The organism is Flavobacterium sp. C3NV, assembly GCF_046825355.2.
GTDB lineage: Bacteria > Bacteroidota > Bacteroidia > Flavobacteriales > Flavobacteriaceae > Flavobacterium.
The window spans coordinates 263,164-287,124 of the sequence record NZ_JBKQBJ020000002.1; the positions used below are offsets into that span (position 1 = coordinate 263,164).

At 33.6% G+C, this 23,961-nt stretch carries 14 protein-coding genes; 8 read left to right on the plus strand and 6 right to left on the minus strand.

Annotated elements, in window-relative coordinates:
- Nucleotides 1–271 precede the first annotated feature (271 nt).
- Nucleotides 272–748, plus strand: a complete 477-nt coding sequence (locus ACIDC4_RS04045) for a DUF6265 family protein (protein ID WP_412041855.1) — start codon at nucleotides 272–274, stop codon at nucleotides 746–748.
- Between the two features lie 1,041 nt (nucleotides 749–1,789).
- Here the strand turns inward: ACIDC4_RS04045 and ACIDC4_RS04050 are convergent.
- On the minus strand, nucleotides 1,790–2,950 hold the full coding sequence (locus ACIDC4_RS04050) for an MFS transporter (protein WP_412041856.1): 1,161 nt from the start codon (nucleotides 2,948–2,950) through the stop codon (nucleotides 1,790–1,792).
- Nucleotides 2,951–3,208: 258 nt separating this feature from the next.
- Here ACIDC4_RS04050 and ACIDC4_RS04055 point away from each other — a divergent pair, with 258 nt between their 5' ends.
- The 6 genes from ACIDC4_RS04055 (at nucleotide 3,209) to ACIDC4_RS04080 (ending at nucleotide 13,584) form a co-directional block, all read left to right on the plus strand.
- Nucleotides 3,209–5,530 carry a TonB-dependent siderophore receptor gene (locus ACIDC4_RS04055; RefSeq protein ID WP_412041857.1) on the plus strand — a complete coding sequence of 774 codons (2,322 nt, stop codon included), beginning with the start codon at nucleotides 3,209–3,211 and terminating at the stop codon, nucleotides 5,528–5,530.
- A gap of 108 nt (nucleotides 5,531–5,638) precedes the next feature.
- The gene (locus tag ACIDC4_RS04060) at nucleotides 5,639–8,068 is read left to right on the plus strand and encodes a TonB-dependent siderophore receptor (protein ID WP_412041858.1); all 2,430 of its coding nucleotides are present in this window, start codon (nucleotides 5,639–5,641) and stop codon (nucleotides 8,066–8,068) included.
- A 174-nt stretch (nucleotides 8,069–8,242) separates the two neighbouring features.
- Nucleotides 8,243–8,968: a hypothetical protein gene (locus tag ACIDC4_RS04065; protein ID WP_412041859.1), complete on the plus strand. Its 726-nt coding sequence runs from the start codon at nucleotides 8,243–8,245 to the stop codon at nucleotides 8,966–8,968.
- Between the two features lie 271 nt (nucleotides 8,969–9,239).
- The gene (locus ACIDC4_RS04070; RefSeq protein WP_412041860.1) at nucleotides 9,240–11,546 is read left to right on the plus strand and encodes a TonB-dependent siderophore receptor; all 2,307 of its coding nucleotides are present in this window, start codon (nucleotides 9,240–9,242) and stop codon (nucleotides 11,544–11,546) included.
- A 212-nt stretch (nucleotides 11,547–11,758) separates the two neighbouring features.
- Nucleotides 11,759–12,124: an HIT family protein gene (locus tag ACIDC4_RS04075; protein ID WP_412041861.1), complete on the plus strand. Its 366-nt coding sequence runs from the start codon at nucleotides 11,759–11,761 to the stop codon at nucleotides 12,122–12,124.
- Between the two features lie 143 nt (nucleotides 12,125–12,267).
- A complete protein-coding gene (locus tag ACIDC4_RS04080; RefSeq protein ID WP_412041862.1) occupies nucleotides 12,268–13,584 on the plus strand; it encodes an APC family permease in 1,317 nt (438 codons plus the stop codon).
- A 147-nt stretch (nucleotides 13,585–13,731) separates the two neighbouring features.
- Here the strand turns inward: ACIDC4_RS04080 and ACIDC4_RS04085 are convergent, their stop codons facing one another.
- The 3 genes from ACIDC4_RS04085 to ACIDC4_RS04095 all read right to left on the minus strand — a co-directional run bounded on the left by ACIDC4_RS04085 (nucleotide 13,732) and on the right by ACIDC4_RS04095 (nucleotide 19,879).
- Nucleotides 13,732–16,008, minus strand: coding sequence for a hypothetical protein (locus ACIDC4_RS04085; RefSeq protein ID WP_412041863.1), 2,277 nt, complete (start codon nucleotides 16,006–16,008; stop codon nucleotides 13,732–13,734).
- Nucleotides 15,968–17,023 (minus strand): glycoside hydrolase family 18 protein, encoded by a 1,056-nt coding sequence (locus tag ACIDC4_RS04090; RefSeq protein WP_412041864.1) that lies wholly within the window; start codon nucleotides 17,021–17,023, stop codon nucleotides 15,968–15,970. Before ACIDC4_RS04090 ends, ACIDC4_RS04085 begins: the two co-directional genes overlap by 41 nt.
- 219 nt (nucleotides 17,024–17,242) lie before the next feature.
- Nucleotides 17,243–19,879, minus strand: coding sequence for a valine--tRNA ligase (locus tag ACIDC4_RS04095; RefSeq protein ID WP_412041865.1), 2,637 nt, complete (start codon nucleotides 19,877–19,879; stop codon nucleotides 17,243–17,245).
- A 266-nt stretch (nucleotides 19,880–20,145) separates the two neighbouring features.
- Between ACIDC4_RS04095 and ACIDC4_RS04100 the strand changes: the two genes are divergently transcribed.
- The gene (locus ACIDC4_RS04100) at nucleotides 20,146–20,526 is read left to right on the plus strand and encodes a DUF1573 domain-containing protein (protein WP_065448298.1); all 381 of its coding nucleotides are present in this window, start codon (nucleotides 20,146–20,148) and stop codon (nucleotides 20,524–20,526) included.
- 393 nt (nucleotides 20,527–20,919) lie between these two features.
- Here ACIDC4_RS04100 and ACIDC4_RS04105 read toward each other — a convergent pair whose 3' ends face one another.
- Both ACIDC4_RS04105 and ACIDC4_RS04110 read right to left on the minus strand, forming a co-directional pair.
- A complete protein-coding gene (locus tag ACIDC4_RS04105; RefSeq protein WP_230036462.1) occupies nucleotides 20,920–21,402 on the minus strand; it encodes a hypothetical protein in 483 nt (160 codons plus the stop codon).
- A gap of 382 nt (nucleotides 21,403–21,784) precedes the next feature.
- On the minus strand, nucleotides 21,785–23,956 hold the full coding sequence (locus ACIDC4_RS04110; RefSeq protein WP_412041866.1) for an OmpA family protein: 2,172 nt from the start codon (nucleotides 23,954–23,956) through the stop codon (nucleotides 21,785–21,787).
- Nucleotides 23,957–23,961 lie beyond the last annotated feature (5 nt).

Sequence of the window (23,961 nt, forward strand, 5' to 3'; positions counted from 1 at the left end):
TCTAACCACAAATTACACAAATTAGCGCTAATTTTTTTCACGCAGATTTTGCAGATTATGGCTGATTTAATTTTGATTTAGATTAAGAAATCTGCGAGAATCTGCTTAGATCTTTTTTAAATCTGCGTGAAACAAAAATCATTTTAATCCTCCAATTCAAGACAAATTTTCCATTTAGCATTTGAATAATAATTCGTGCTAATTTGTGAAATTAGTGGCAACCATTTTTTTAATATCTTAGCTTTTCAATTTAACATCAAAAACCATAAATATGTTTCAGAAAATTACTCTTTTAGCACTTGTATTACTTGTTGTTTCTTGCCAGAAAAAAGAATCTGTAGAAAAAGATAAAATCAAAATTGCAGACTGGCTTATCGGAAACTGGGAAAATACATCTCCTGATGGTACTTTAACCGAAAACTGGACCAAACTAAACGATAGTACTTTTAGCGGGGCATCTTATTTCATTAAAGGAAAAGATACTTTACATTTTGAAAGCATTGTCTTAGCTCAAAAAGGAGAAACCTTAACTTATTTTGCTACTGTAAAAGGTCAGAATGATGATAAATCTGTTGCATTTCCTTCAACCACAGAATCTGATAAACAATTGATTTTCGAAAATCCAAAACACGATTATCCTCAAAAAATTACTTATACAAAAGGTGCAAATAATACTATAACAGCGGAAGCTACCGGAAATTTACAAGGGAAATTGACTACGGAGCATTTTATTATGGTGAAGAAATAAGATCTCTCGAATTTTTTAGCGTTTATAATTATAATCGATTTTTTTTGACTGGACTAAAGTCCAGCCCTACAATATTGGTCGAACCTACGGTTCTTTTTTTTGGATTGTCTTATAATTTCTTAGGAGGAATTATATTATAGCTAGATCTTAATTATACTTATAAAAAGCTTCTTTTTACTATTATTTCCACTGAACGCTGGTATTTAAAGAACCTTAGGTTGTATTTATTTTGTAGAGCTGGACTTTAGCCCTGCAATATTGGTTGAACCTACGGTTCTTTTTTTGGGATTATCTTGTAATTTCTTAGAAAGAATTATATTAAAGCTACGTCTTAATTAGCCTTATAAAAAGCTTCTAATTACTATTATTCAAGCGAAAGCTGGTATTTAAAGAACTTTAGGTTCGATTCATTTTGTAGAGCTGGACTTCAGTCCAGTTTAAAATAAAAAAATATTCACATAGTTTTCGAAAATCCTAAAAATGGGCTGAAAGCCCAAAATCATAAGCGTAGTGCGCAGTGCTACGAGCTAAAGCAAAGTGACTATTGCCCTGAAAGGGCAAAAGCAAACAGACCTCTAGATTGGTAAAATAGATAACATTCGTAGAAAAATATTATTAGTTTTTTCTTTAGAATTGGGCTTTTGCCCTTACAGGGCAAAACGATAGTCACTTTTCATCATAGTGCTTCGCACTATGCTATTGCTAAGGCTCTTTCAGAGCAAAATTTTAAAATACTTATTGCATCTTGCGGTCAAAAAAAGAAACCTTAGCACCCTAGTTACAAAATCTTTCAAAAAAAACTTTGCGTCTTTGAGCCTTAGTGGCAAAAAATTACTGCCTTACCGACAAAATATTTTAAAAAAACTTGGTGTCTTAGCTCCTTAGTGGCAAAAAAATTAGCGACTTACTGACAAAATATTTCAAAAAAAACTTAGCGTCTTCGAGTCTTATTGGCAAAAAACTTGGCGACTTAGCAGCAAAAAAATTAGCGTCTTCGAGCCTTCGTGGCAAAAAAATCAGCGCCCTCCTGGCAAACCCTCGTTACTCATTCTCCCCAATCTTATTCACCATAAAAATCATCAGTATACCTAAAAGCGCCATTACTAAAAACGCCCATTTCATACTTAAATATTCAGAGATAAACCCCACCATTGGTGGCACCAATAAAAATCCCAAATAACCAATTGTAGATATAGAGGTTAAGGCAGAGCCGCTGCTTAGTTTTGATGATCTTCCGGCGATGCTAAATACTAACGGAACTACGCAGGAAACCCCAACACCAATTAATACGTAACCAAAAATCGTGGGATAAATAAAAGGCAGCAGAAAACAAATTAAAAATCCTATTGTGATAAAAATACCGCTGTAAAGCAGGATTCGTTTTGTACCGAATTTCATTACGCCATAATCTCCAAACAAACGCCCTAAGGTTACTGCTGTAGCAAAAAATACAAACGCAGCACTGGTTAGCTTTGGCGAAGCGTGTAATATATTTTCAAAATAAATACCACTCCAATCGTACATGGTGTTTTCGCAAGCCATAGAAACAAAACAAATAATGGCAAACTTGATCAGGTTTTTTTCCGGCATCGAAAAGAACTTCTTTTTTACCGGTACCGGCTGATTATGGATACTTAGCGGATAAAAACAAGCCGTAAGTCCCATCATAAATACACTTACACCCAACAAATGATGCGATGGTGCAATATGTCTTGAGACCATAACATAACCCAAACCTGCACCCGCAAAAACGGCAATACTCCAAACAGCATGAAAACGGGTTATAATCGATTGCGGATACAACTTTTGAACCTCAAGCGATTGTGCATTAATAGACAAATTGAAAATATTACGGGATGCTCCAAAAATTAAAAGTATAATGACCAGCTGCCATACAAAACCCGCCAAACCCGGGAGAGCCAGTACGATATTAAACATTACTGCTCCTAACAACATGATATAACGGCTGCTGTATTTATTCAATAATTTTCCTGTAAAAGGCATGGTTAGCATTAAACCAATAGGAAAAGCGAATAAAACAGTTCCAAATTCAGCTTCGGACAAATGTAATTGTGTTTTAATATGAGGGATTCGCGAAACCCAGGAAGAATATCCAAATCCGGAAAGGAAAAAAAATACAGTATTAGCTATTCTAAATCCTCTGGGCGTGTTTTGTATTTTTTTAAAGAAAGGTAAAATCATGAAGCATTTTTTCAGACTGCAAAATTAAGTCTTTTGAAGTGTAACTTCTACCCTTTTCAGATTTTTTAATAAAAGTGAGAAATTTAAGTCAATTGCTTCTCTTTCTTCATGTTTAGTAAAAAATATTTATCTAAATATAACAAAAAGTACATTAAATCATTCTTTATAAAATTTGTTAAAGAAATATTAATTTCTACATTTGCACTGTTTTTATTCATTCTAAATAAAAACAAAACCTTAACCAAATTTAATTTTAAAATGAAATATACAACTCTGAAAACCTCTCGTTTTCTATTCACAATCAGTTTACTATTCTCGGTTTTTTGTTCATTTGCACAACAAAATTTCGGAAAAATAAAAGGAACAATAACAACCTCTGACGGCGACGCGGCTGCCGGTGTAAATATTATTCTAAAAAGCTCCAAATACGGTACAACTACCAATGATGACGGGACTTTTGAACTAAACAGAGTAAGAGCGAATACTTATACGCTACAAATATCTCTAACGGGTTACGAAACTACTGAACAGGAAGTTATTGTAGCAGAAAGTGAAACTTCAACCATTACTCTTCAACTGAAAGTTTCTAATAAGGAATTACACGAAGTTGTGGTAAATGGAAAGAAAAGCATCTTATCTAAAAAAACAGATTACGTTGCAAGAATGCCGCTTAAAAATCTGGAAAATCCGCAGGTTTACAGCGTGATTCAGAAAGAACTTTTGCAGGAACAGGTTTCCATTGACATTAGGAGCGCAGTTGTAAATTCACCTGGTGTAACCACAAAGATTTATCCTTCAGGCGGACTTGAAATTTCTTTTAGAGGATTTAGCACGGGAGTTAATGCCCGAAACGGAATGGAAAACATGACAGGCCGAAGCTCTATTTCTATTGATAATGCAGAACGTATCGAAGTGCTAAAAGGACCATCAGGAACTTTATTCGGATCTTCTGTTTCGTCTTTTGGAGGGGTTGTCAATTTAGTTACCAAAAAACCTTTTGAAGGTAAAAAAACAGAAGTATCGTATACCGGAGGAAGTTTTGGATTGAACCGACTTGCGCTTGACATCAATACTCCATTAACACAGGATAATAAAGTATTGTTTCGATTAAACACATCGGTAAATACTGAAAAAAGTTTCTTAGACTATGGTTTTAATAAAACATTCCTGATTGCGCCAAGTATTATTTATAAAGCAACAGATAAACTAACCTTAAGCATTGATACTGAAGTCTACAATGTAAACAACACACGCCCTACTTACGGACGTTCTTATGCTCCGGGAATTACAAACCCGACAGATTTACAGATAGACTACAGAAAAAGTTTATTTCACGATGATCTTGATGCCAAAACCTCATCGTCAAAAGTTTTTGTTCAGGCAGAATATCAATTGGCAGAAAACTGGAAATCTACCACACTTTACTCTTTTATAGACGAAAATGTAGATCGCAGTTATCAGTACTATACCTTATGGAGTTCGCCAACAGAAGTACAAAGAAGTGTTTCTCGTTTTGGACCAATATCCAATCAGTTTACCAACATACAAGAAAACATTAATGGCCAGTTTTCTACCGGAAGCATCAAACATAAATTATTGTTAGGTGTAAATTACAGATTTTCAAAAGGTACTTTCAATTATGGTGCAACACCGGTTCTGGACACTATTGATGTAACAAAACCTTTTGCGCCTATTCGTAAAAAACAAGTTGATGCTGCTTTGTCTCAACTTACATGGCCAGTTCCGGACGAGCAAATATTTAGTGTTTATGCCTCAGATGTGATCAGTTTTACAGATCGTTTATCGGCTATGTTGAGTCTTCGTCTGGACAACTTTGTTCAGAAAAAACTTGTAGATGTCGAAGGATATAACCAAACTGCTTTATCGCCAAAATTAGGTTTGGTTTATGAAGTGGTTAAAGATCAGGTTTCTTTATTTGGAAATTATATGAATGGTTTTCAAAATTCAGGTCCGGTAAATCAGCCAGACGGAAGCTTGTTAATCTTAAAACCAGTTTATGCCAACCAATACGAAGGGGGTGTAAAAGTAGAAGCATTCAATAAAAAATTAAGCACTACATTAAGTTATTACAACATTACTATCGATAATGCGACAAGAACAACTCCTGACGGATTTAGTATTCAGGATGGTAAACAAGTCAGTAAAGGTCTGGATTTCGAATTTATTGCTAATCCTGTCGAAGGTTTAAACGCTGTGATTGGTTATGCTTATAATGATAATCGTATCATAAAATCATCAGATGCTGCTATCGAAGGAAACAAAGCCAGTAGTGCTCCGGAGAATGTCGTAAACTTTTGGGTTTCGTATAAATTTCAAAACAAACTAAAAGATTTAGGTTTTGGTTTTGGAGGTAATTATGTAGACAAACAATATAAATTTGAAGATGAAAGTTTTTATGCTCCATCGTACATGATTTATAATGCAACTGTATTTTATGATCAGCCAACATGGAGGCTTGGTGTAAAATTTAATAACATCAGCAACAAAGAATACTGGGATTCTTACGGAATGGCTCAGACTCCGTCAAACATATTAGTAAACTTAACCTTGAAGTTTTAAAAACGTTATCAAAAGCATCTCTATCCGGAGGTGCTTTTTATTTAGCAGTATTTCAAAAAAAAGTCTTTTTGAATATAAATAGGAACAAATTAACTAAACCAAAAAAAAATGAAATATCTTAATCTTCGCATTCAGCATTTCGCTTTTGCATTATGTTTTTTTCTGTTGGCCACAAACGCGATGTTGGCCCAGCAAAACACAGGAAAAATTAAAGGAACGATAACAACCTCAGATGGCGAATTGGCGGTTGGCGTAAACATTATCCTCAAAAATTCAAAGTACGGGACTATTACCAATGAAGATGGTGCTTTTGAGTTTAACCGCGTAAAAGCCAACACTTATACCTTGCAGGTTTCCTTAACCGGTTACGAAACACTGGAACAGGAAGTAACTGTTGCCATCAATGAAACCACAACGCTTGATTTGCAATTGAAGGTTTCTAACAAACAATTAAAAGAGGTTATCATTACCGGAAACAGAGGAAAAGCATTCCCGAAACAAAGTGTTTATGTTTCTAAAATGCCCTTGAAAAATGTTGAAAATCCTCAGGTTTACAATATCGTATCCTCTGAATTGATCAAAGAACAAGCCATTACCAATTATGAAGATGCCTTAAAAAACGTACCCGGAATTCAAAAATTATGGGAATCTACAGGACGTGGCGGCGATGGCGGATCGTATTATACATTGCGTGGTTTTGAAGTTCAGGCCAATATTGTAAACGGATTACCGGGTTTAACAAACGGAAGTTTAGATCCTGCAAATGTAGAACGTATTGAAGTAATCAAAGGACCATCAGGAACTTTATTCGGGAGCAGTTTAGTGAGTTACGGCGGACTTATCAATACCGTTACCAAAAAGCCTTATAGTGGTTTTGGTGGCGAAATCTCCTATATCACAGGAAGTTTTGGTTTAAACAGGGTTACTGCAGATGTCAACACACCACTGGACGATGCAGATAATATCTCTTTTAGAATTAATGCGGCATATCAAACAGAAAATAGTTTTCAGGACGCAGGTTTTCGTACTTCGCTTTTTGTAGCCCCTTCCCTTTCTTATAAAGTAAACGATAAACTTTCTTTTGTAATTAATACTGAATTTATGCAGGAAGAAAAAACAACTCCGTCGATGTTGTTTTTAGGAAGAGATGCGCCCTTGCAATACGCCAACTTAGCTGAACTAAATTACAATACAAAGTTGTCTTTTTACAGTAACGATTTATCCATGAAGAATCCCAGATTTAATTTGCAAGGTCAAATGACATATAAGATTTCAGATCAATGGACTTCGCAAACGGTATTATCAAGAAGTTCTTCTAAATCAAGCGGATACTACTCTTATATTTATGATAATGAAGACGGAAATAAGGATTTTGCCTTATGGATTACAAAAGAACAATCTCAAACAATTGTAACCGATATTCAACAAAATTTTATTGGCGATTTCAAAATCGGATCAATGCGTAATCGTCTGGTTGTAGGTCTTGACTACTTTGAAAGAAATGTAATGTATGGAGGTTCAGGTTATGGTCAATTGTATAATCTTACCGCTCAGGGCGAAGTGAGACAATTAGATCCTGATGCACCTTATTACCTGACTCAGACATCTGTAGATAAACTTCTTGCCAATAAACCTGCCGGAAATTACCAGCCAAAAGATGCAACTTATAGTGCTTATGCTTCAGATGTACTTAATATTACCCCACAATTGTTAGCAATGGCAAGTTTGAGGGTAGACTATTTTGATACCGAAGGTAATATCAATAATGACGATGATGATTATACACAAACTGCACTCTCACCAAAATTTGGCTTGCTGTATCAGCCCATAAAGGATAAACTGGCTGTATTTGCTAATTATATGAATGGTTTCAGAAATGTCGCTCCTGCCTTAAACTACGATCCCGATGGTAATTTATTAGGATCACAAACCTTTGAGCCTGAACATGCCAATCAATTAGAATTTGGAGTAAAAGCAGATCTTTTTGCAGATAAACTAAATGCAACTGTAAGTTATTACGATATTAATGTGGCCAATTTAGTAACAAGCGGCCAAACGTTCAGCTCTCAAGGAGGTGAAGCCAGAAGCAAAGGTTTTGAATTTGACCTTAATGCTTCACCAATAAAAGGTTTAAGTATTATTGCCGGATACAGTTATAACGACAGTAAAATTACAAAAGGAGATGTTGGAAATGTTTGGCTTGAGCAAGGAAAAAGACCTTTCTGGTCCGGTCCAAAAAACTTAGCAAACTTATGGGCAACATACAAATTTGATGAAGGTACTTTAGAAAACTTCGGAATTGGATTTGGAGGAAATTACGCCAGCGAAAATGCGATTTTAGACGGTGCCGTAACCGGAAAATTTGTTTTACCTGCCTACACTGTTATTAATGGTTCGGTTTTTTATAATTCAAATAAATTCCGCGTAAGCTTAAATATCAATAACATTACCAACAAAGATTATTTTAATGGTGGATGGTCGACATTGAATCCGCAAAAACCAAGAAATCTTGTAGCAAGTTTTGCTTATAAATTTTAATAACTACATAACCTCAAAAAGGAACTAATGGTAAAAATTAGTTCCTTTATTTTTATCCCTACATTCAGATTATTCCAATTTAAAAGTCTTTTTATTAAGTTTTATTTTTAATTATTCTAAATAAGACTTAAGTTTGTAAAAAATATTAATACTAATACATTTAAACTTCATCTTATGAAATCTAAAACTTTAAAAACGATAACATTTTTACTTTTAATGTTAGTTGCAAGTCCACAATTATTTGCTCACGCACTTTGGATCGAAACTAAAGCGACTGGTACAAAAGGAAAAGCTCAGGAAATTTCAGTTTATTTTGGAGAATTTTCAGATAATGACATTACGAAAGCAGACAAATGGTTTTCTGATTTAAAAGATTTTACTTTAGTATTGGTTTCTCCTTCAAAAAAAGAAACAAAACTTACTTCTAAAGCATTAGATAATAAATACCAGGCATTTTTTACTCCGGATGAAGATGGAGTTTATACTATCGTGATGCACCACAAAGTAAAAGATGTGTACGGAACTATGGTTTTAGATTACAACTCAAGTGCAACTGTTACAGTAGGAAATGCTGCAAAAGGAAACGAAGCTATTGCAAACACAAACGTGATTAGTTTATTTTCTAAAGATGCTACAACTGCAAAACAAAAAATAAAAGTGAATGTAAATGCTTTGTACGAAGCTAAGGTTGCGAAAGAGCAAAAAATGAAAGTAATAGCTCCAAATGGCTGGGAAAAAGAATTATGGAGTAATGAAAACGGAGAAATTTCATTTACACCAATCTGGCCAGGAAATTACATGGTAGAATTTGCTTATACAGAAAAAGCTGCCGGAGAACATAACGGTAAAAAATACGACGAAATCTGGAAAATGGCTACGTACTTAATTACTGTAAAATAGTTCATTTACGTCAACTTATTATACTATTACAAACCTTGTTCTTTTGAGCAAGGTTTTTTTTATGCCTGATAATCATTACAACAGCAATATTCAAACCGAAATACTCACTTTATTTATAAATAATTAAATCTAATAAAACAAAATCTTAAGCAAATCTTAAGACAAAACTAATCAAGTTTTAAGTAAGAAAATCTATCAATAAATTTTGTTAAAACATCTAACTGCACTTATATTTGCAAAAACTTATTTTTATTCAATCTAAATAAATACCATGAGATCTACTTTACTACTCGTTTTATCTTTTATAAGTGTTGCTACTTATAGTCAGGACTATGCAAAGGCAGAAAATACCTCAACAGCAAATGATACTGTAAAAAATAAAAAGGGCGAAATTCTAAATGAAGTTTTAATTACAGCAAATAAACCCAAGAAACCCATTGAAGCTGCACGTTCAGGAATCAAAGTAATGGATTTGCCACAGAGTGTTCAAATCATTGGCAGCGAAATAATACAGGAACAACAAGCTATCAGATTAAGCGAAGTGGTAAAAAACCTTAACGGAGTTTATGTAGGATCTGCTCGTGGTGGTGCACAGGAATCATTCTTTTCGAGAGGATATGATATGTCTGCCAATAATATGTTTAAAAATGGTTTTCGCTATAATGCCGGATCAATACCAGAAGTTTCATCTTTAGAAAAAGTAGAATTCTTAAAAGGAGGTTCAGCTTTATTATACGGAAATGTGGCACCAGGCGGAATTATGAATTTGGTTACCAAAACACCAAAATTTACGCAAGGCGGCGAACTATCCATGCAAATAGGAAGTTATTCTTTTTACAAACCAACATTAGATATTTACGGGCCTTTAAACAAATCTATTGCCTATAGATTTATTGCTTCCTACGAAAATTCAGAAAGCTTTAGGGATTACGTAAAAAACGAACGTATTTATATCAACCCTTCGTTCTTATTTCATCTTTCAGACAAAACACAAATTACAGTACAAGGAGATTATTTAAGTGCCGACTGGACTCCTGATTTTGGTACAGGAATCTACGGTAAAACAATTCTGGATCTTCCTCGTAACGAATTTTTCGGGTCACTTTGGTCAACTGCCAATACCAAATCTGCCAGTGCTTCGATGTTGTTTAATCATGATTTTAATAAAAACTGGAAATTAAATTTTAATTCTTCTTACCAGTCTTACCGCAGAACTCAGACTTCTACAGCACAACTAAGTACAATTGATGCCAACGGAAACTGGAAACGCGGGTTAACAAAAGCTGATGGTGCCGAACAAATATTTGGTGACCAATTGAGCTTACAGGGAACTTTTAATACCGGTAGCATCAAACACCAGATATTTACGGGAGTTGACTACGAAAATTCTCTGGCTCCAAGTTATACTTTTGGATTCTATGATCCTGCAAAACCTGCAGATCTTTTAACAACAGAAGCTACAGCGATAAACTTATATACTTACGATTACGGTACGCAAAGTAATGTTATTCCTTACCCTACAAGAACTACTCAATTGACAAGTACAGAAACACAACGTTTTGGAGCTTATTTTCAGGATTTGGTTTCTATCAATCAATATGTAAAAGTTTTAGCAGGATTACGTTGGTCGTGGCAACAAGGAGAAGCTACAACTACAAAAGAAGTAATCGAGAAGAAGAACAATGTAAATGTCATTACAACTGCTTACGAAAATGCGCTTCCTGTTGTCGGAGCCAAAACCTTAAACAGGGCTTTTTCGCCTAAAGCAGGATTAGTAATTCAGCCAACGACCGATTTATCGCTTTTTGCAAGTTATTCGAACTCTTTTACACCAAATACGGGAACAACAGTAGATTCAAAACCATTGGATCCTTCGATTATTGACCAATATGAAGTGGGTATCAAAAAAGATTTCTGGAAAGGTCTTTTGAGTACAAACGTTACTGTTTATCAAATATCAAATAACAATCTGGCACAAACTGCGCAATTTTTAGCAGATGGTGTAACACAAAATGCGAACAGCAATTTCAAAGAATTAGTAGGTGCTACAAAAGGAAAAGGTGTCGAAATAGACATAACTGCAAATCCTGTTGAAGGCTTGAATATTTTGGCGGGTTATAGTTTTAATGAAACTAAAGTATCGAAATCGTCCGGAACAAACGGAAGTCTTGTAGTAGGCGATGTATTGGCAAGAACTCCTAAAAACACAGCCAATTTGAGCTTTTTCTACAAACTGCCAGCTGGTTTATTAAAAGGATTAACTTTTGGAGCGATTGCAAACTATGTTGGAGACCGTACCGGAGGCTGGAATGATGATTATTTATGGACAGAGGTTAAACCAACGCCTGCTAATCCTAAGCCAGATCCTGCGTATACTATAACAATCAGAGACCGAGACATTCCATTGAAAGGTTATACTACTGTTGATGCTTCTTTAGGTTACGAATGGAGAAAATTCTCGATTTTATGCCGATTATCAAACATCACAAATGAATTGAATTATACTGTTCACGAAAATTATAGTGTAAACCCAATTGCGCCTCGTCAGGTTATGACAAGCTTAAGATATAAGTTCTAAAATTTTTGAATTAGATTTTAGTTTACAAAGCTTTTTCTGTATTTCATTTTTTGAAAAAACAGAAGAAGCTTTGGTTTTTAAAATAAAAAAGTATTTTTGCAAGAGAACATAAATTGTAAAAAAAGTTTTACTAATAAAATACATTAGAAAATATGCCTAGTCCGGTTTCAGAATGTTTGTACTGTCAAAACAATGACAAATTGCAGGAGTTAATGATCAAAATTGAAGATTTAAAAGTCTCTCAGCTTTTCCTTTTTAAAGAACAATCCTATACAGGACGCTGCAATGTTGTTTACAATAATCATGCTGTTGAGTTTTATGAGTTAAGTGATGAACAGCGTAATTTATTTATGGAAGATGTCGCGACTGTTGCCAAAGCAATTGAAAAAGCTTTCAATCCAACCAAAATTAATTATGGTGCTTATAGTGATACTTTATCCCATTTACACTTTCACATAGTTCCTAAATATAAAGAGGGTTACGGATTTGGAGGGGTTTTTGAAATGAATCCTCAAAAAACATATTTATCCGATACAGAATACGAATCTGTTATCGAAAAAATAAAAGCAAATTTATAATAGCAGCAAAATCCTAAATACTTCAAAGAATTTTAAGCCTCATTTAGCCATAAATGAGGCTTTTTGTTTCGACCAAAAAGTCTCTAATTGTATTACTTTTGCCGCACGGGTATTTCTATCCCATCACAATAAAAATTCTACTTATGTCAGATTCCACAAAAAACCAATTACAAAAAACGCTAGGCCTAAGTTTTAATATCGCCGTACTAATTGGAGGAACCATAGGAGTTGGAATTTTAAGAACTCCAGGCACGATTGCAGCATTATTAGATAATTACTGGCTTATTATAGCGTCGTGGCTTTTTGGCGGATTGTTTGTGCTTATTGGCGCTACTTCCTACGCAGAACTTGCTACAATGCTTCCTAAAGCCGGAGGATCTTATAATTATATCAAAAGGGCTTTTGGCAATTATGCCGGATTTCTTTCGGGTTGGTTTGATTATATTACCAATGCTATTCCGCCTGCTTTTTACTGTATAGTAATCAGTGAATATATTATTATTTTATTTCCCGGACTACGAAATTACGCTACCGTAATGGCTATTTCGTTATTGATTGCTTTTGTATTCTTGCACTTAAGCGGAGTAAAAAATGGAAGTGTAATTCAGCAAATTACGAGTTTATTAAAGGTGATTTGTTTTTTTGCTTTGGTTGTCGCTTGTTTTATGTATTCAGGTGTTAAGCTGGCTCCTATTCCAAAAGACAATACTGTAGTCCAGATTGGTTTATTATTTGGATTTTTTAAATCGCTTCAGCTTATTATCGGAACATATAACGGCTGGAATGGCGTTTGCTTTTTTGCCGAAGAGAATGACGATCCTAGCAAGAATATTCCGAAATCATTATACAGCGGTGTTTTGCTTGTAATGGTTATTTATGTTTTAATAAATGTCGCCTTTTTATATATCATGCCCGTCGAAAATGTAGCCAAATCGAATCTGGCTGCTGCCGATGTAGCAAACATTATTTTTGGAAAAAACGGCGCTATAATAGTTACCGTTATTTCTATTTTTTCGTTGATCAGTATCCTGAATGCTTTTATGATGATTCCGCCAAGAATCCTCTACGGATTAAGTCGTGACGGTTTTTTTATCGAAAAAGGAACAACCGTTAATAAAGGCGGAACTCCAATTGTGGCCCTTTTGGTTTCTTCTGTATTTAGTTTATTTTTAATATGTATTGGTTCATTCGAAGTCTTGTTTTCATTTGCGGCCTTTACCTCTATTATCGTTTGGGGATTGGCGTATTGTTCTTTGATAAAATTAAGAAAATCCGAACCAGATTTGCCAAGGCCATATCGCTCGATCTGGTATCCCTGGACAACGATTATCGCCATTGCTGCTTCGCTGGCTTTGTTAATTGGTTTTGTTTACAGCGATCCTAAAAGCTTTATCATTATTGTTGTTATTACGGCAATTTCTTATCCGCTGTTTTTGGTTTTGAATCGAAAGAAAAAGTAATGATTAGAAAAAAAACAATAATTTAAAATAGCCACTAATTCACGAATAATTCTTCAATATGTGGTTAAATAATTCGTGAATTCGGGGCGTAGAATCTTTTGCATAAAAAACCTAACAGATTTTTGAAACCTGTTAGGTTTGTCTTAATTATCTCCTTGCTTTAAAATATTCTTCTAAGCTTTCGCATCCTGACAAATCCGAACTAAATTCAGGAAATTGTTTATCAACTCTTTTTGAATTAGTATATTGATTCTTTTCTGCATAATCCATCATTCGTAAACAAAGCGCTTTAAATTTATCAGTTTTTGCGTTTTGATAAGCTAATTTATAATTAGCAACAGCTTTTACTTTATTTCGGTATTCAATCTCATCTACATAAGATTCATTTTCACTTTTTTGACCATAATAAGAACTGCTGCTTGAATAACGGCGCATCATCCAGGAGTTACCATAATCTGACATATTGTAATAACAATTTGCAATCAAAAAAAAGTAATATGCCTTATCTTCTGTTTTTGAATTATTTGCCAGATTCGTATATTCTATAAGATGTTCTGTTACTGAAAGTTTAGTGACAATATATTTTTCTTTATGCTCAATGAAACTTGTTGTGTGCTTAAAATCATAAAAAGGATTTTGATCAAAAGCATAATATTCATCATATTCTCCTCTTTCCCAAGCATTATAATTATCATCCCAATACTTTTTGTCTAATGATTTAAAAGTTAATAAAGCATTCTTTAATTGATTCTCTCTCAGGTATTTTGTTCCTAGTAAATCTTTAAGATAATCTTTATCTTTCAATAGCTTAATATAAATTACCTTTTCAAATTCTGTCTTAAAACCTTTATCTATCCTATTGACGATTATTTGCAAATCTGCAGCAGAATAAACAAAATCAAGATAGTCAAAATAACGATTAAACTCTTGTAAATTACCCGATGTTTTTATTCGATTGCCCCTCCACTCTACATCATCTAAATCATAAGATCTCTCTGTATTTTGTTCAATTAGAGATAACAAAGCCAAACCATCAATAATATTTCCTTTAAATTCTAATTCTCTTCCTAAAGCAAAAATAAAGCGCGAATCATCTTTATATTTTAAAATAACAGACTCCGTTTCCGGTTTAATAATCGCTTTGCCATTCTCCTGATTTGCAGTAATACAAAGTGCTTTTATTTTCTCTATTTCCTCAGTTATCTTTTCAGACGGATGCTTTTTTTCAAACAACGAAATATTTTTTAAACAGTCTGTATAATTTCTTGTAATAAATTGCAAGTTGATTTTTGAAGCCTCCCAAACGGTCGGATTTTGTGTTTTGTTGGCATCGATTGTATTTATAAAATCTAAAACTTCTTGTGCATACAATCTATCCTTTTCAGAACGATTACGTAATGTTTCGGTTGTAATTTTTATTTTATTATTCCAAAAATCATTAAAATCTGACGTGGGATTATAGTTCGAATAATATGGCGTATAAACCCAGTCTTCAATTTTATTGATTTCACGTAAAAGTAAAAAACCTAATATTTGAGATTTTGGATTATTTTTATAAATCTCTCTCAAATAATCCAGGTTTTTATCTACTTTCTGTACAGATGCATAAGCATAAAGATTTGCTCTGTCCTCTTTATTCTCAGCATACTTTAAAGCTTCCTGAATTTTAAAATCATGATGAAAATAGTAATAGCTGGCATAACTTTTTTCTGGAGAGTTTGCCATTAAATTGGCAACATCAACCATATATCCGGGATTGGATTTTGTAAAAGTGTAAAAGAATAAACTCCAGTAGTACAAATAATCTTTTTTGTTTTTACTGAAATTGGCTTCGAAAATAGTTTTAATAACCTCTTTTTCTCCCGAATAATAAGCAAGCCGAATCGCTAAAAAAGCATATTTTCTTTTAAAATACTGATCCTGTTCTTTATCGATAATCTGAGAAATTTTATGCAACAATTCAAGTCTTCTATCTGTATTTACTGCTTCATTTCTTTCCCACACATCATCAGAGTCATTTGCCAATTCGCAATTTTTTGCCGTTTTCAAGTAGTTAATAGCGGCAATTTTATTATTCTGATAAAGATATTTTATAAACTTATTATCGCTATTAGAATGAATATCTGTGTAAGACAAATTAAAATTGAAGTCCTCAATATCATCAATGGCAACTTTTTTATTTGTGTAATTATACCAGTCTGCTATATTAGAATCTACATTTAACTTATAATCCTCCGGATTTCTGCTATAATCAAATCCCCATAAATCTGCATTATAAAAGAATGATTTATATTGAGCATAATTAAAGTAATTGGGTCTAAATATACAATATCTCACATCTTCGCCATATGGAGAATATCCACAGGCAAAACTTTGGTAAAAACTACTTACTAAAAGAACTGTAAAAACCAGAAACTTCTTCATGATTGTATTTTTTAAAAGTACTGTCATCTAAATGGAATAGTGAAATTGTTGTTGTGGCGTCTAATTCGACATTTTTTTTAATAATCGAAATCGCCTCGTTAAGTGTTTTCGAATCGACCTCTTCAATCTTTAACTGATCTCCTTTTTTTAAATAATATTCATATTCAAAAGTATAATCTTCTGTCATTTCATACCACATTGGTTTAATCTGTTTGGCAATCCCGCTAATATCTGCAGAATTAAAATTGACCAATCCGGCAAAGCGATTATTTTGATACCATAATGTCCAATAAAAAACAGGTAACGCTACATCCAAATGCACCGGATAACTTCTCTTTTTATCTAAATACGATTTTAATTCATTTATATCTAAAATAGAATTTTTATCTTTTTGAGATAATGGTTTAATTAAGTTATAACACATTAAAGTCACTTTATCAACTGGTGGCACTCCCATAATATCCGGGTATTTATAAGGATAAAGACGAAGCGTACAGCTAATTTCCTTTTTTGACAATTCTTTTATTTTCTTCAATAAATAAAAATATTTGTCTTTGGTTGATTTTGTCCAGTCACAGTCAATTTGAATTTCGGAATAGTCGAAATTCTCTTTATCATTATATTGATAACGGCCTTTACGATATTTGTTGATTAGAAAAACAATATTATCAGCCAATTTATTTAATGACTTTTCATTATTATATTGAAAGATTTCATTCTTGATAAAAATAGTAGGAATGATGCTTACCGAATCCAGTTTTCGGAACGTATATTCATCAGGACTATTTTTTTGATATGGAAAGTTTCCCATCGCTTCATTATAATCTATCTCAAAAAATTTATAGTAGATTTTCCTGACTTGCAATTTATTCAGTTCCTCAGTCGTTCCTTCACTAAAAGAAGATCCATTCTTCCAGTAATAGAAAGCTCTTTCGACATTTTTAACCTTATTTTCTTTATTGGAACATCCCAAAAAAAGACAAGAAACAAACACAAATAACACGATTTTTTTCATTGCGAAGCGATTTTTGTTTTAACGTAAAATCGTATTAAAATTATATCATTTTAAGATATGAAAATCAAAAAATAAGACATTTTTTTTATAAAAAAATCAGAGAATTTATTGTAAAACAAAACCCGACAAATTTTAAAAATTTATCGGGTTTTTATCTTAATACCTAACAGGTTTTGAAACCTGTTAGGATCATACTTATTATTTAATCTGGCTTATTTCTTATTTCAATCCAGCAATACTTTGCTCGATTGTAGCAATCTTAGCCAAAGCATCAGCTTCTTTTTGTCTTTCGTTAGCCAAAACTTTTTCCGGTGCTCCGCCAACGAATTTCTCGTTTGATAATTTCGCCTGAACAGATTTTAAGAAACCTTGTGTGTAAACCAACTCTGCAGTTAGTTTTGCGATTTCAGCTTCAACATCAATATTTCCTCCTGAAATCGGAATGAAATATTCATTTGATTTTACACGGAAAGATAACGCTCCATCTACTTTCGCAGAAACATATTCGAAAGCAGAAATATTTCCTAGTTTCGTTACGATGGTATCAAAATAAGTCGAAAGATTCTCGCTATTAATTCCTTTTAATTCGATAGTATCTTTAAACGGAATATTTTTATCTTTTCTGATTGTTCTGATTCCAGAAATCACCTCGATTGTACTTTCAAAATCAGCAATCAAACCTGCATTAAAAGGTTTTAATTCTGGCCATGTTGAAACGATTAAAGCTTCTTCCGGAGTTCTGTCAGCAATTAAATGCCAAATTTCCTCTGTTAAGAACGGCATAAATGGGTGAAGTAACTTCAAGTTACTTTCTAACATTTCGATTGCTTTATCAAACGTAGCTTTATCAATTGGCTGTTGGTACGCCGGTTTGATCATCTCTAAAAACCAAGAACAGAAATCATCCCAAACCAATTTATAAATCGCCATTAATGAATCTGAAATTCTGTATTTTTCGAAATTATCTTCAATATCAACTAAAGTTTGCTGCAACTTCGCTTCGTACCATTCGATCGCTACTTTTGATGATTCCGGTTGCGGGATTGTTTCAGAAACTTCCCAACCTTTAATCAATTTAAAAGCATTCCAAATCTTGTTTGTGAATGATTTTCCTTGTAGACATAATTCTTCATCAAACATAATATCGTTTCCTGCAGAAGCACTTAAAAGCAATCCTACACGAACACCATCAGCTCCAAATTTTTCGATCAAATCTAAAGGATCAGGAGAATTCCCTAATGATTTAGACATTTTACGACGTTGTTTATCACGAACTAAACCAGTTAAATATACATTCGTAAATGGTTTTTCGCCTGCATATTCATAACCTGCAATAATCATTCTTGCAACCCAGAAAAACAAAATATCCGGACCTGTAACCAAGTCGTTTGTTGGATAATAATATTTGTAATCTGCACTTTCAGGATCCATGATTCCGCCAAAAACTGACATTGGCCATAACCATGAAGAAAACCATGTGTCAAGGGCATCAACATCTTGTCTTAAGTCAGACGTTGTAAGTGAGTTATTAGAAGTTCTTTCTTTTGCTAAAACTAAAGCATCTTCTATATTTTCTGCAACTACAAAATCTTCTTTTCCGTCTCCGTAATAATATGCCGGAATTTGTTGTCCCCACCATAACTGGCGAGAGATATTCCAATCACGAATATTGTTTAACCAATGCGCGTAAGTATTCTCGAAACGTTTTGGGTGTAATTTAATATCACCATCAACCAAAACAGATTGGATTGCCGGTTTTACTAAATCTTCCATTTTCAGGAACCATTGGTCTGATAATCTTGGTTCGATTACCGCTTTAGTTCTTTCTGATGTTCCTACTTTATTCAAATGGATTTCGGTCTTCGCCAAAGCTCCAATTTCTTCTAATTCTTTTGCAATTTCGGTACGAACCACAAAACGATCTTTCCCTTGATAATGCAATCCGAAACTATTTAGCGTAGCATCTTCATTAAAAATATCAACGATTTCAAGATTGTGTTTTTCTCCTAATGCTTTATCATTTACATCATGTGCCGGAGTAACTTTCAAACATCCTGTTCCGAATTCTACATCTACATATTCATCTTCGATAATTGGAATCACTCTTCCACAAATAGGAACAATCGCTTTTTTCCCTTTTAAATGTGCAAAACGTTCGTCATTTGGGTTGATACAAATAGCAGTATCGCCAAAGATAGTCTCAGGACGTGTTGTTGCAATAGTCAAGAAATCTTCAGATCCTTCTATTTTATATTTCAGGAAAAATAATTTTCCTTGTTGTTCTTCATAAATAACTTCTTCGTCAGACAAAGTTGTTTTAGCTTCAGGATCCCAGTTTACCATACGGTAACCTCTGTAGATCAAGCCTTTGTTGTATAAATCTACAAACGATTTTATTACAGATGCCGACATATCAGGATCCATAGTAAATTTGGTACGTTCCCAGTCGCATGAAGCACCTAGTTTTTTAAGCTGATCAAGAATTACTCCACCATATTTATCTGTCCATTCCCAGGCATGTGCTAAAAATTCTTCGCGGGTCAAATCATTTTTATTGATTCCTTCTGCTTTTAGTTTTGCTACAACTTTTGCCTCGGTAGCAATAGATGCGTGATCCGTTCCCGGAACCCAACAAGCATTGAAACCTTTAAGACGGGCTCTACGAATTAAAACATCCTGAATTGTATTATTTAACATATGTCCCATATGCAAGACACCAGTGACGTTTGGAGGCGGAATTACAATAGTATACGGCGTTCTATGATCTGGTTCTGAATGAAAATAGTTGTTTTTCATCCAGTAATCATACCATTTGTTCTCAATCGTCTTAGCGTCAAATTGTGCTGGAATTGTCATTTAAATAGGTTTGTTTAATCGTTAATTTGTTTAATTGCTGAATCGTTTTATTGTTTAACTGTTTTTGCTTTGCGAATCCCGCTTGCAGACCATCAATTGATTAAACGAATTAACGATTAAACAATTAAACAAAAAAGTGGTTCAATTTTTGTAATTATAACTGACAGCAAAAGTAAATAATTAAGTACACTATAAAAAGAGAATTAATAATTTGTGTGTTAATTAAAAGAATGTATATTTACTTACAACTTAAAAACAATTTCAAAATGAAAAATGTAGCCTCTTTTATTGCAGTCGTATTGTTTAGCGCAATAGGTTATGCACAAAATGGCCCAAAAATTGAATTTGCAGCCCAAGACAACACGATTGATTACGGAAAAATTTCGAAAAGCGACAACGGACTCCGTTCTTTTGAATTTACAAACACCGGCGATGCACCGTTATTAATTACCGGCGCAGAATCTACTGTAAGTTCTATCGTTGTTACAAAACCCGCAGCAGCAGTTATGCCTGGCAAAAAAGGTAAAATTGATGTAAAATACAACATGGTTTCAGGTCCAATTCGTAAAACAATTACCGTTGAAACTAATGCTGTAAACTACCCTGATGGTAGAGTTGCCCTTAAAATCAAGGGAGAAGTTCTATAAAAAATAAAAATCCAAAAATAGTAAAAGCCGTTTCTTAATAAGGAACGGCTTTTTTTATGCACTTCTATAACCATAATTTGGGCGAGACAAGCTAACGGACGTAGTAATTAGTCTCAGTTTTCAGTCTCAGTTTTCAGTCACGATCGCAGTTTTCCTCATTTTTGTCATCCCGAGGAACGAGGGATCTCCGCAAGAAGCTCTACAAAGATTGGCGATTTTGCAGGATGAGTTACTTGCGGAGATCCCTCGTTCCTCGGGATGACAAGATTGTGGTTACTTATTTTATTCAGAGCTGTTTATGTTACTTTCAAACAATAAAAAAATCCGCCTAAATCCGTGTTTTTACAAAGCAAATCCGTGTCATCCGCGTACCATTACAAAGATTGTATATTTTTATTTTTCAGAACACTCAACACTGTCAAATTTATATTTTACGCGATCAAAATCAATTGGTTTATCTTTCACTAAATAAGTAACTCCCATCGTGGTTTGCATTGTTCCGTTACCTAAAATAAGTTGTTTGTCTTTCTTTAAAAACGCCATCGGATTTTTGAATGTTCTATCTTTACTTGTTACCTCTTTAAAAGTATAATCTACAAATAAAGTATCACCACGAAATTCTCCTTTAATTTCTCCGCTTTTTTCTGGTGCATTTGCCACTTTCATCACCATATCTCCGCCAATTTTTCCGTTTTTAAGCGTGTTCAATTTTAGATGAATAGTATCTTTTTCATACACTGCTTTATAGCATTCTGAACTTACAGTTTTTTCAGCTTCGGCCTGAGCAGCTTCGGCTTCTTTTTGTTTTTCATCATTTTTACAGCTTTGAAATCCAATGCAAGACAAAAGCAAACAAGATATCGCTAGTTTTTTCATAAATCAAATCTTTAGGTTAATGTTATTTTATAAAGTTAAATAAAAAAGAAGCCAAAAAAAAAGGCTTCCTAATTAAAATTAAAAAAACTAACAGTTTTTAATCCCGAGGCTTCTGGCAATCTATTAAGTTAAGGAGAAATCTATAAAATCATTTAACAGTTTAATCAAATAAGCAATTAGAAAAATCCGTTTTCATCAGCGTTTTCGCTTTAGCGAATCAGTAAAATCAGCGTCTAATATTGACGCGGATAAAACAGATTTACTTCGTAAAAACGCGGATAAAAACGGATTTTATTTGTAATAATTTTATTTTCTAAAAGCTTAACTTAATGACATTAGACTTCGGGCATTGTTAGGTTAACTTACTGAACGTAAATAAATTCTATAAATTTTTAATCACGAATTCAGATCTTCTGTTCAATTCATGTTCTTCTTCAGAACAGGCATCATCTGTTTTACATTTGATTATTGGCACAGATTCTCCGTAACCTTTTGCCTGAACTCTTTTGGCATTAATCCCTGATTCTATGATAAAATCTCGCGTCGAATTGGCTCGTTTTTGAGACAAATTTTCATTAAACTTTTCATTTCCTCTTGAATCTGTGTGAGAACCTATTTCAATAACCATGTCCGGATATTTCTTCATTAAAGCTACAACACGACTCAAAATAACTTTAGATTCTTTACGGATGTACCACAAATTATAGTCAAAATAAATCGGATCTGTTTTGATGATCAGTCTGTCTTTGTCTTTTACAACATCTTTTTCATCAATCAAAATCTGTTTTATTTTTTCCTTTTTCTTGATTTCTGTTGCTGCAATTTCCTCCGCTTTTTCTTTCTTCTTAATTTCTGCCGCTACAATTTGATCTGCTTTTGCTTTTTTCTGAGCCTCTTTTAAAGCAATAACTGCCAAAGCTTCTCTTTCTTTTTTGCGGGCTGATTCGATTTCTTCTTCTTTCTTTTTCGTTTCGGCAATTTGCTGTTCTTCTCGTTTTATCGCTTCAAGAGATTTTAATGCCATCGAAGCGCCATGGCTTGCCTCTCTTGTTTTTCCTGAAGACAATGATCGTGATTCGCTGGTATATTTTTCTTTTGAAGCCAAAACTGTAAACGAACTTTCGCACGCCACCGTAAAACTGAATTTCCCGTCTGCTGCTGTAATAATCGTATTCAAAATCTTTTTATCTGAATCCTGTAAAATTACAATGGCATTTTCTAAAACCAGTTGGGTATCAATATCTGTAATGGTTCCGGCAATATACTGCTTGCAATCTTCTACAATTAGCTCTTTTGTTTCTTTGAACCAGTAAATATCATCGCTTCCTTTTCCGCCTTCTCTATTCGATGCAAAAAAACCTTCTTTGGTATTTGAATCTATAGTAAAGGAGAAATCATCCAGATTGGAATTTAGGGGTAAACCAACATTTACAGGTTTAGAATATTCGTTTCCGTTAATTTCTGAAACAAAAACATCAAGCGATCCGTAGCCTAAATGCCCGTCTGATGAGAAATAAAGTTTGTTATCTGATGAAACAAAAGGAAATTGCTCTCTTTTTTCGGTATTAATAACTGGTCCTAAGTTTTTTGGTGTATCAAATGCTCCTTTATTAATGTTTACCGAATAAATATCAAAAGATCCCAATGTTCCCGGCATATCCGAAGCAAAATACAATACTTTTTCATCGGCACTCAACGCAGGATGTTCTACGGAATAATTGGCACTATTAAACGGAAGTGACGTTATGTTCTTCCATTTTCCATCAACGAATTCCGCTTTAAAAATCTGAAGGTTGGAGATTTTTTTATCGTCCGTCTTTTTGCTTCCTTTTTTAGAATTATTTCTTGTAAAATAAATTGTCTTGCCATCTTTTGTAAAAACAGCATTCGATTCATGCATTCCGGTTTTTAATTCTTTAGCAAAATAATGCGCCGCAGAATCGGCCGAATTGATGTTTTTTAGTGGAATTTCGACTAAATTCAAATAGGTTTCATTGTCCCATTTGAACTTTTTATCAAACAATCCCGGCTTTAATTTTACTCCGGCAAAAACCAGATTATCATTGTATTTTACCGCTCCAAATTCAGAATTTGGTGTATTTATCGCCAGATTTTTAATCTCGAATCTTTTTCCAATTGCGGTAACATTTTCTAAGGTTTTAATCTCTTTTTCAAAATTGGCAATAGCATCGGCATTGTCAGATTTCGCATAATATTCTTTTAATGCAGCGTTGGCATCATCATTACTATTGCTCGCTTTTAAGGTTTGAGCGTATCTGAAATAATAATTTCGATCTAAATTATTACTGTAATTTTGAATTAAAAGTCTGTAATAGCGTTGCGCTTTTATTAAATCATTGGTATAAAAATAAGAGTCTGCCAGATTTTTAATCACTTCTTGTGATGGTTTTTCCTGAGCTAATTTTTCATAAAGCACAATTGCTTCACTATAATAAGTTTTCTCAAAAAATCGTTTGGCTCTTGCCAATTCCAGATCCTGAGCGTTTATAAACTGTATTGAAAATACGAATACAATAACGAGTAGTTTTTTCATATTTT

What these genes read in the sequence shown, in the direction of transcription:
- ACIDC4_RS04045 (WP_412041855.1), top strand. Translation starts at nt 272, where the DNA reads ATGTTTCAGAAAATTACTCTTTTAGCACTTGTATTACTTGTTGTTTCT.
- ACIDC4_RS04050 (WP_412041856.1), bottom strand. Translation starts at nt 2,950, where the DNA reads ATGATTTTACCTTTCTTTAAAAAAATACAAAACACGCCCAGAGGATTT.
- ACIDC4_RS04055 (WP_412041857.1), top strand. Translation starts at nt 3,209, where the DNA reads ATGAAATATACAACTCTGAAAACCTCTCGTTTTCTATTCACAATCAGT.
- ACIDC4_RS04060 (WP_412041858.1), top strand. Translation starts at nt 5,639, where the DNA reads ATGAAATATCTTAATCTTCGCATTCAGCATTTCGCTTTTGCATTATGT.
- ACIDC4_RS04065 (WP_412041859.1), top strand. Translation starts at nt 8,243, where the DNA reads ATGAAATCTAAAACTTTAAAAACGATAACATTTTTACTTTTAATGTTA.
- ACIDC4_RS04070 (WP_412041860.1), top strand. Translation starts at nt 9,240, where the DNA reads ATGAGATCTACTTTACTACTCGTTTTATCTTTTATAAGTGTTGCTACT.
- ACIDC4_RS04075 (WP_412041861.1), top strand. Translation starts at nt 11,759, where the DNA reads ATGATCAAAATTGAAGATTTAAAAGTCTCTCAGCTTTTCCTTTTTAAA.
- ACIDC4_RS04080 (WP_412041862.1), top strand. Translation starts at nt 12,268, where the DNA reads ATGTCAGATTCCACAAAAAACCAATTACAAAAAACGCTAGGCCTAAGT.
- ACIDC4_RS04085 (WP_412041863.1), bottom strand. Translation starts at nt 16,008, where the DNA reads ATGAAGAAGTTTCTGGTTTTTACAGTTCTTTTAGTAAGTAGTTTTTAC.
- ACIDC4_RS04090 (WP_412041864.1), bottom strand. Translation starts at nt 17,023, where the DNA reads ATGAAAAAAATCGTGTTATTTGTGTTTGTTTCTTGTCTTTTTTTGGGA.
- ACIDC4_RS04095 (WP_412041865.1), bottom strand. Translation starts at nt 19,879, where the DNA reads ATGACAATTCCAGCACAATTTGACGCTAAGACGATTGAGAACAAATGG.
- ACIDC4_RS04100 (WP_065448298.1), top strand. Translation starts at nt 20,146, where the DNA reads ATGAAAAATGTAGCCTCTTTTATTGCAGTCGTATTGTTTAGCGCAATA.
- ACIDC4_RS04105 (WP_230036462.1), bottom strand. Translation starts at nt 21,402, where the DNA reads ATGAAAAAACTAGCGATATCTTGTTTGCTTTTGTCTTGCATTGGATTT.
- ACIDC4_RS04110 (WP_412041866.1), bottom strand. Translation starts at nt 23,956, where the DNA reads ATGAAAAAACTACTCGTTATTGTATTCGTATTTTCAATACAGTTTATA.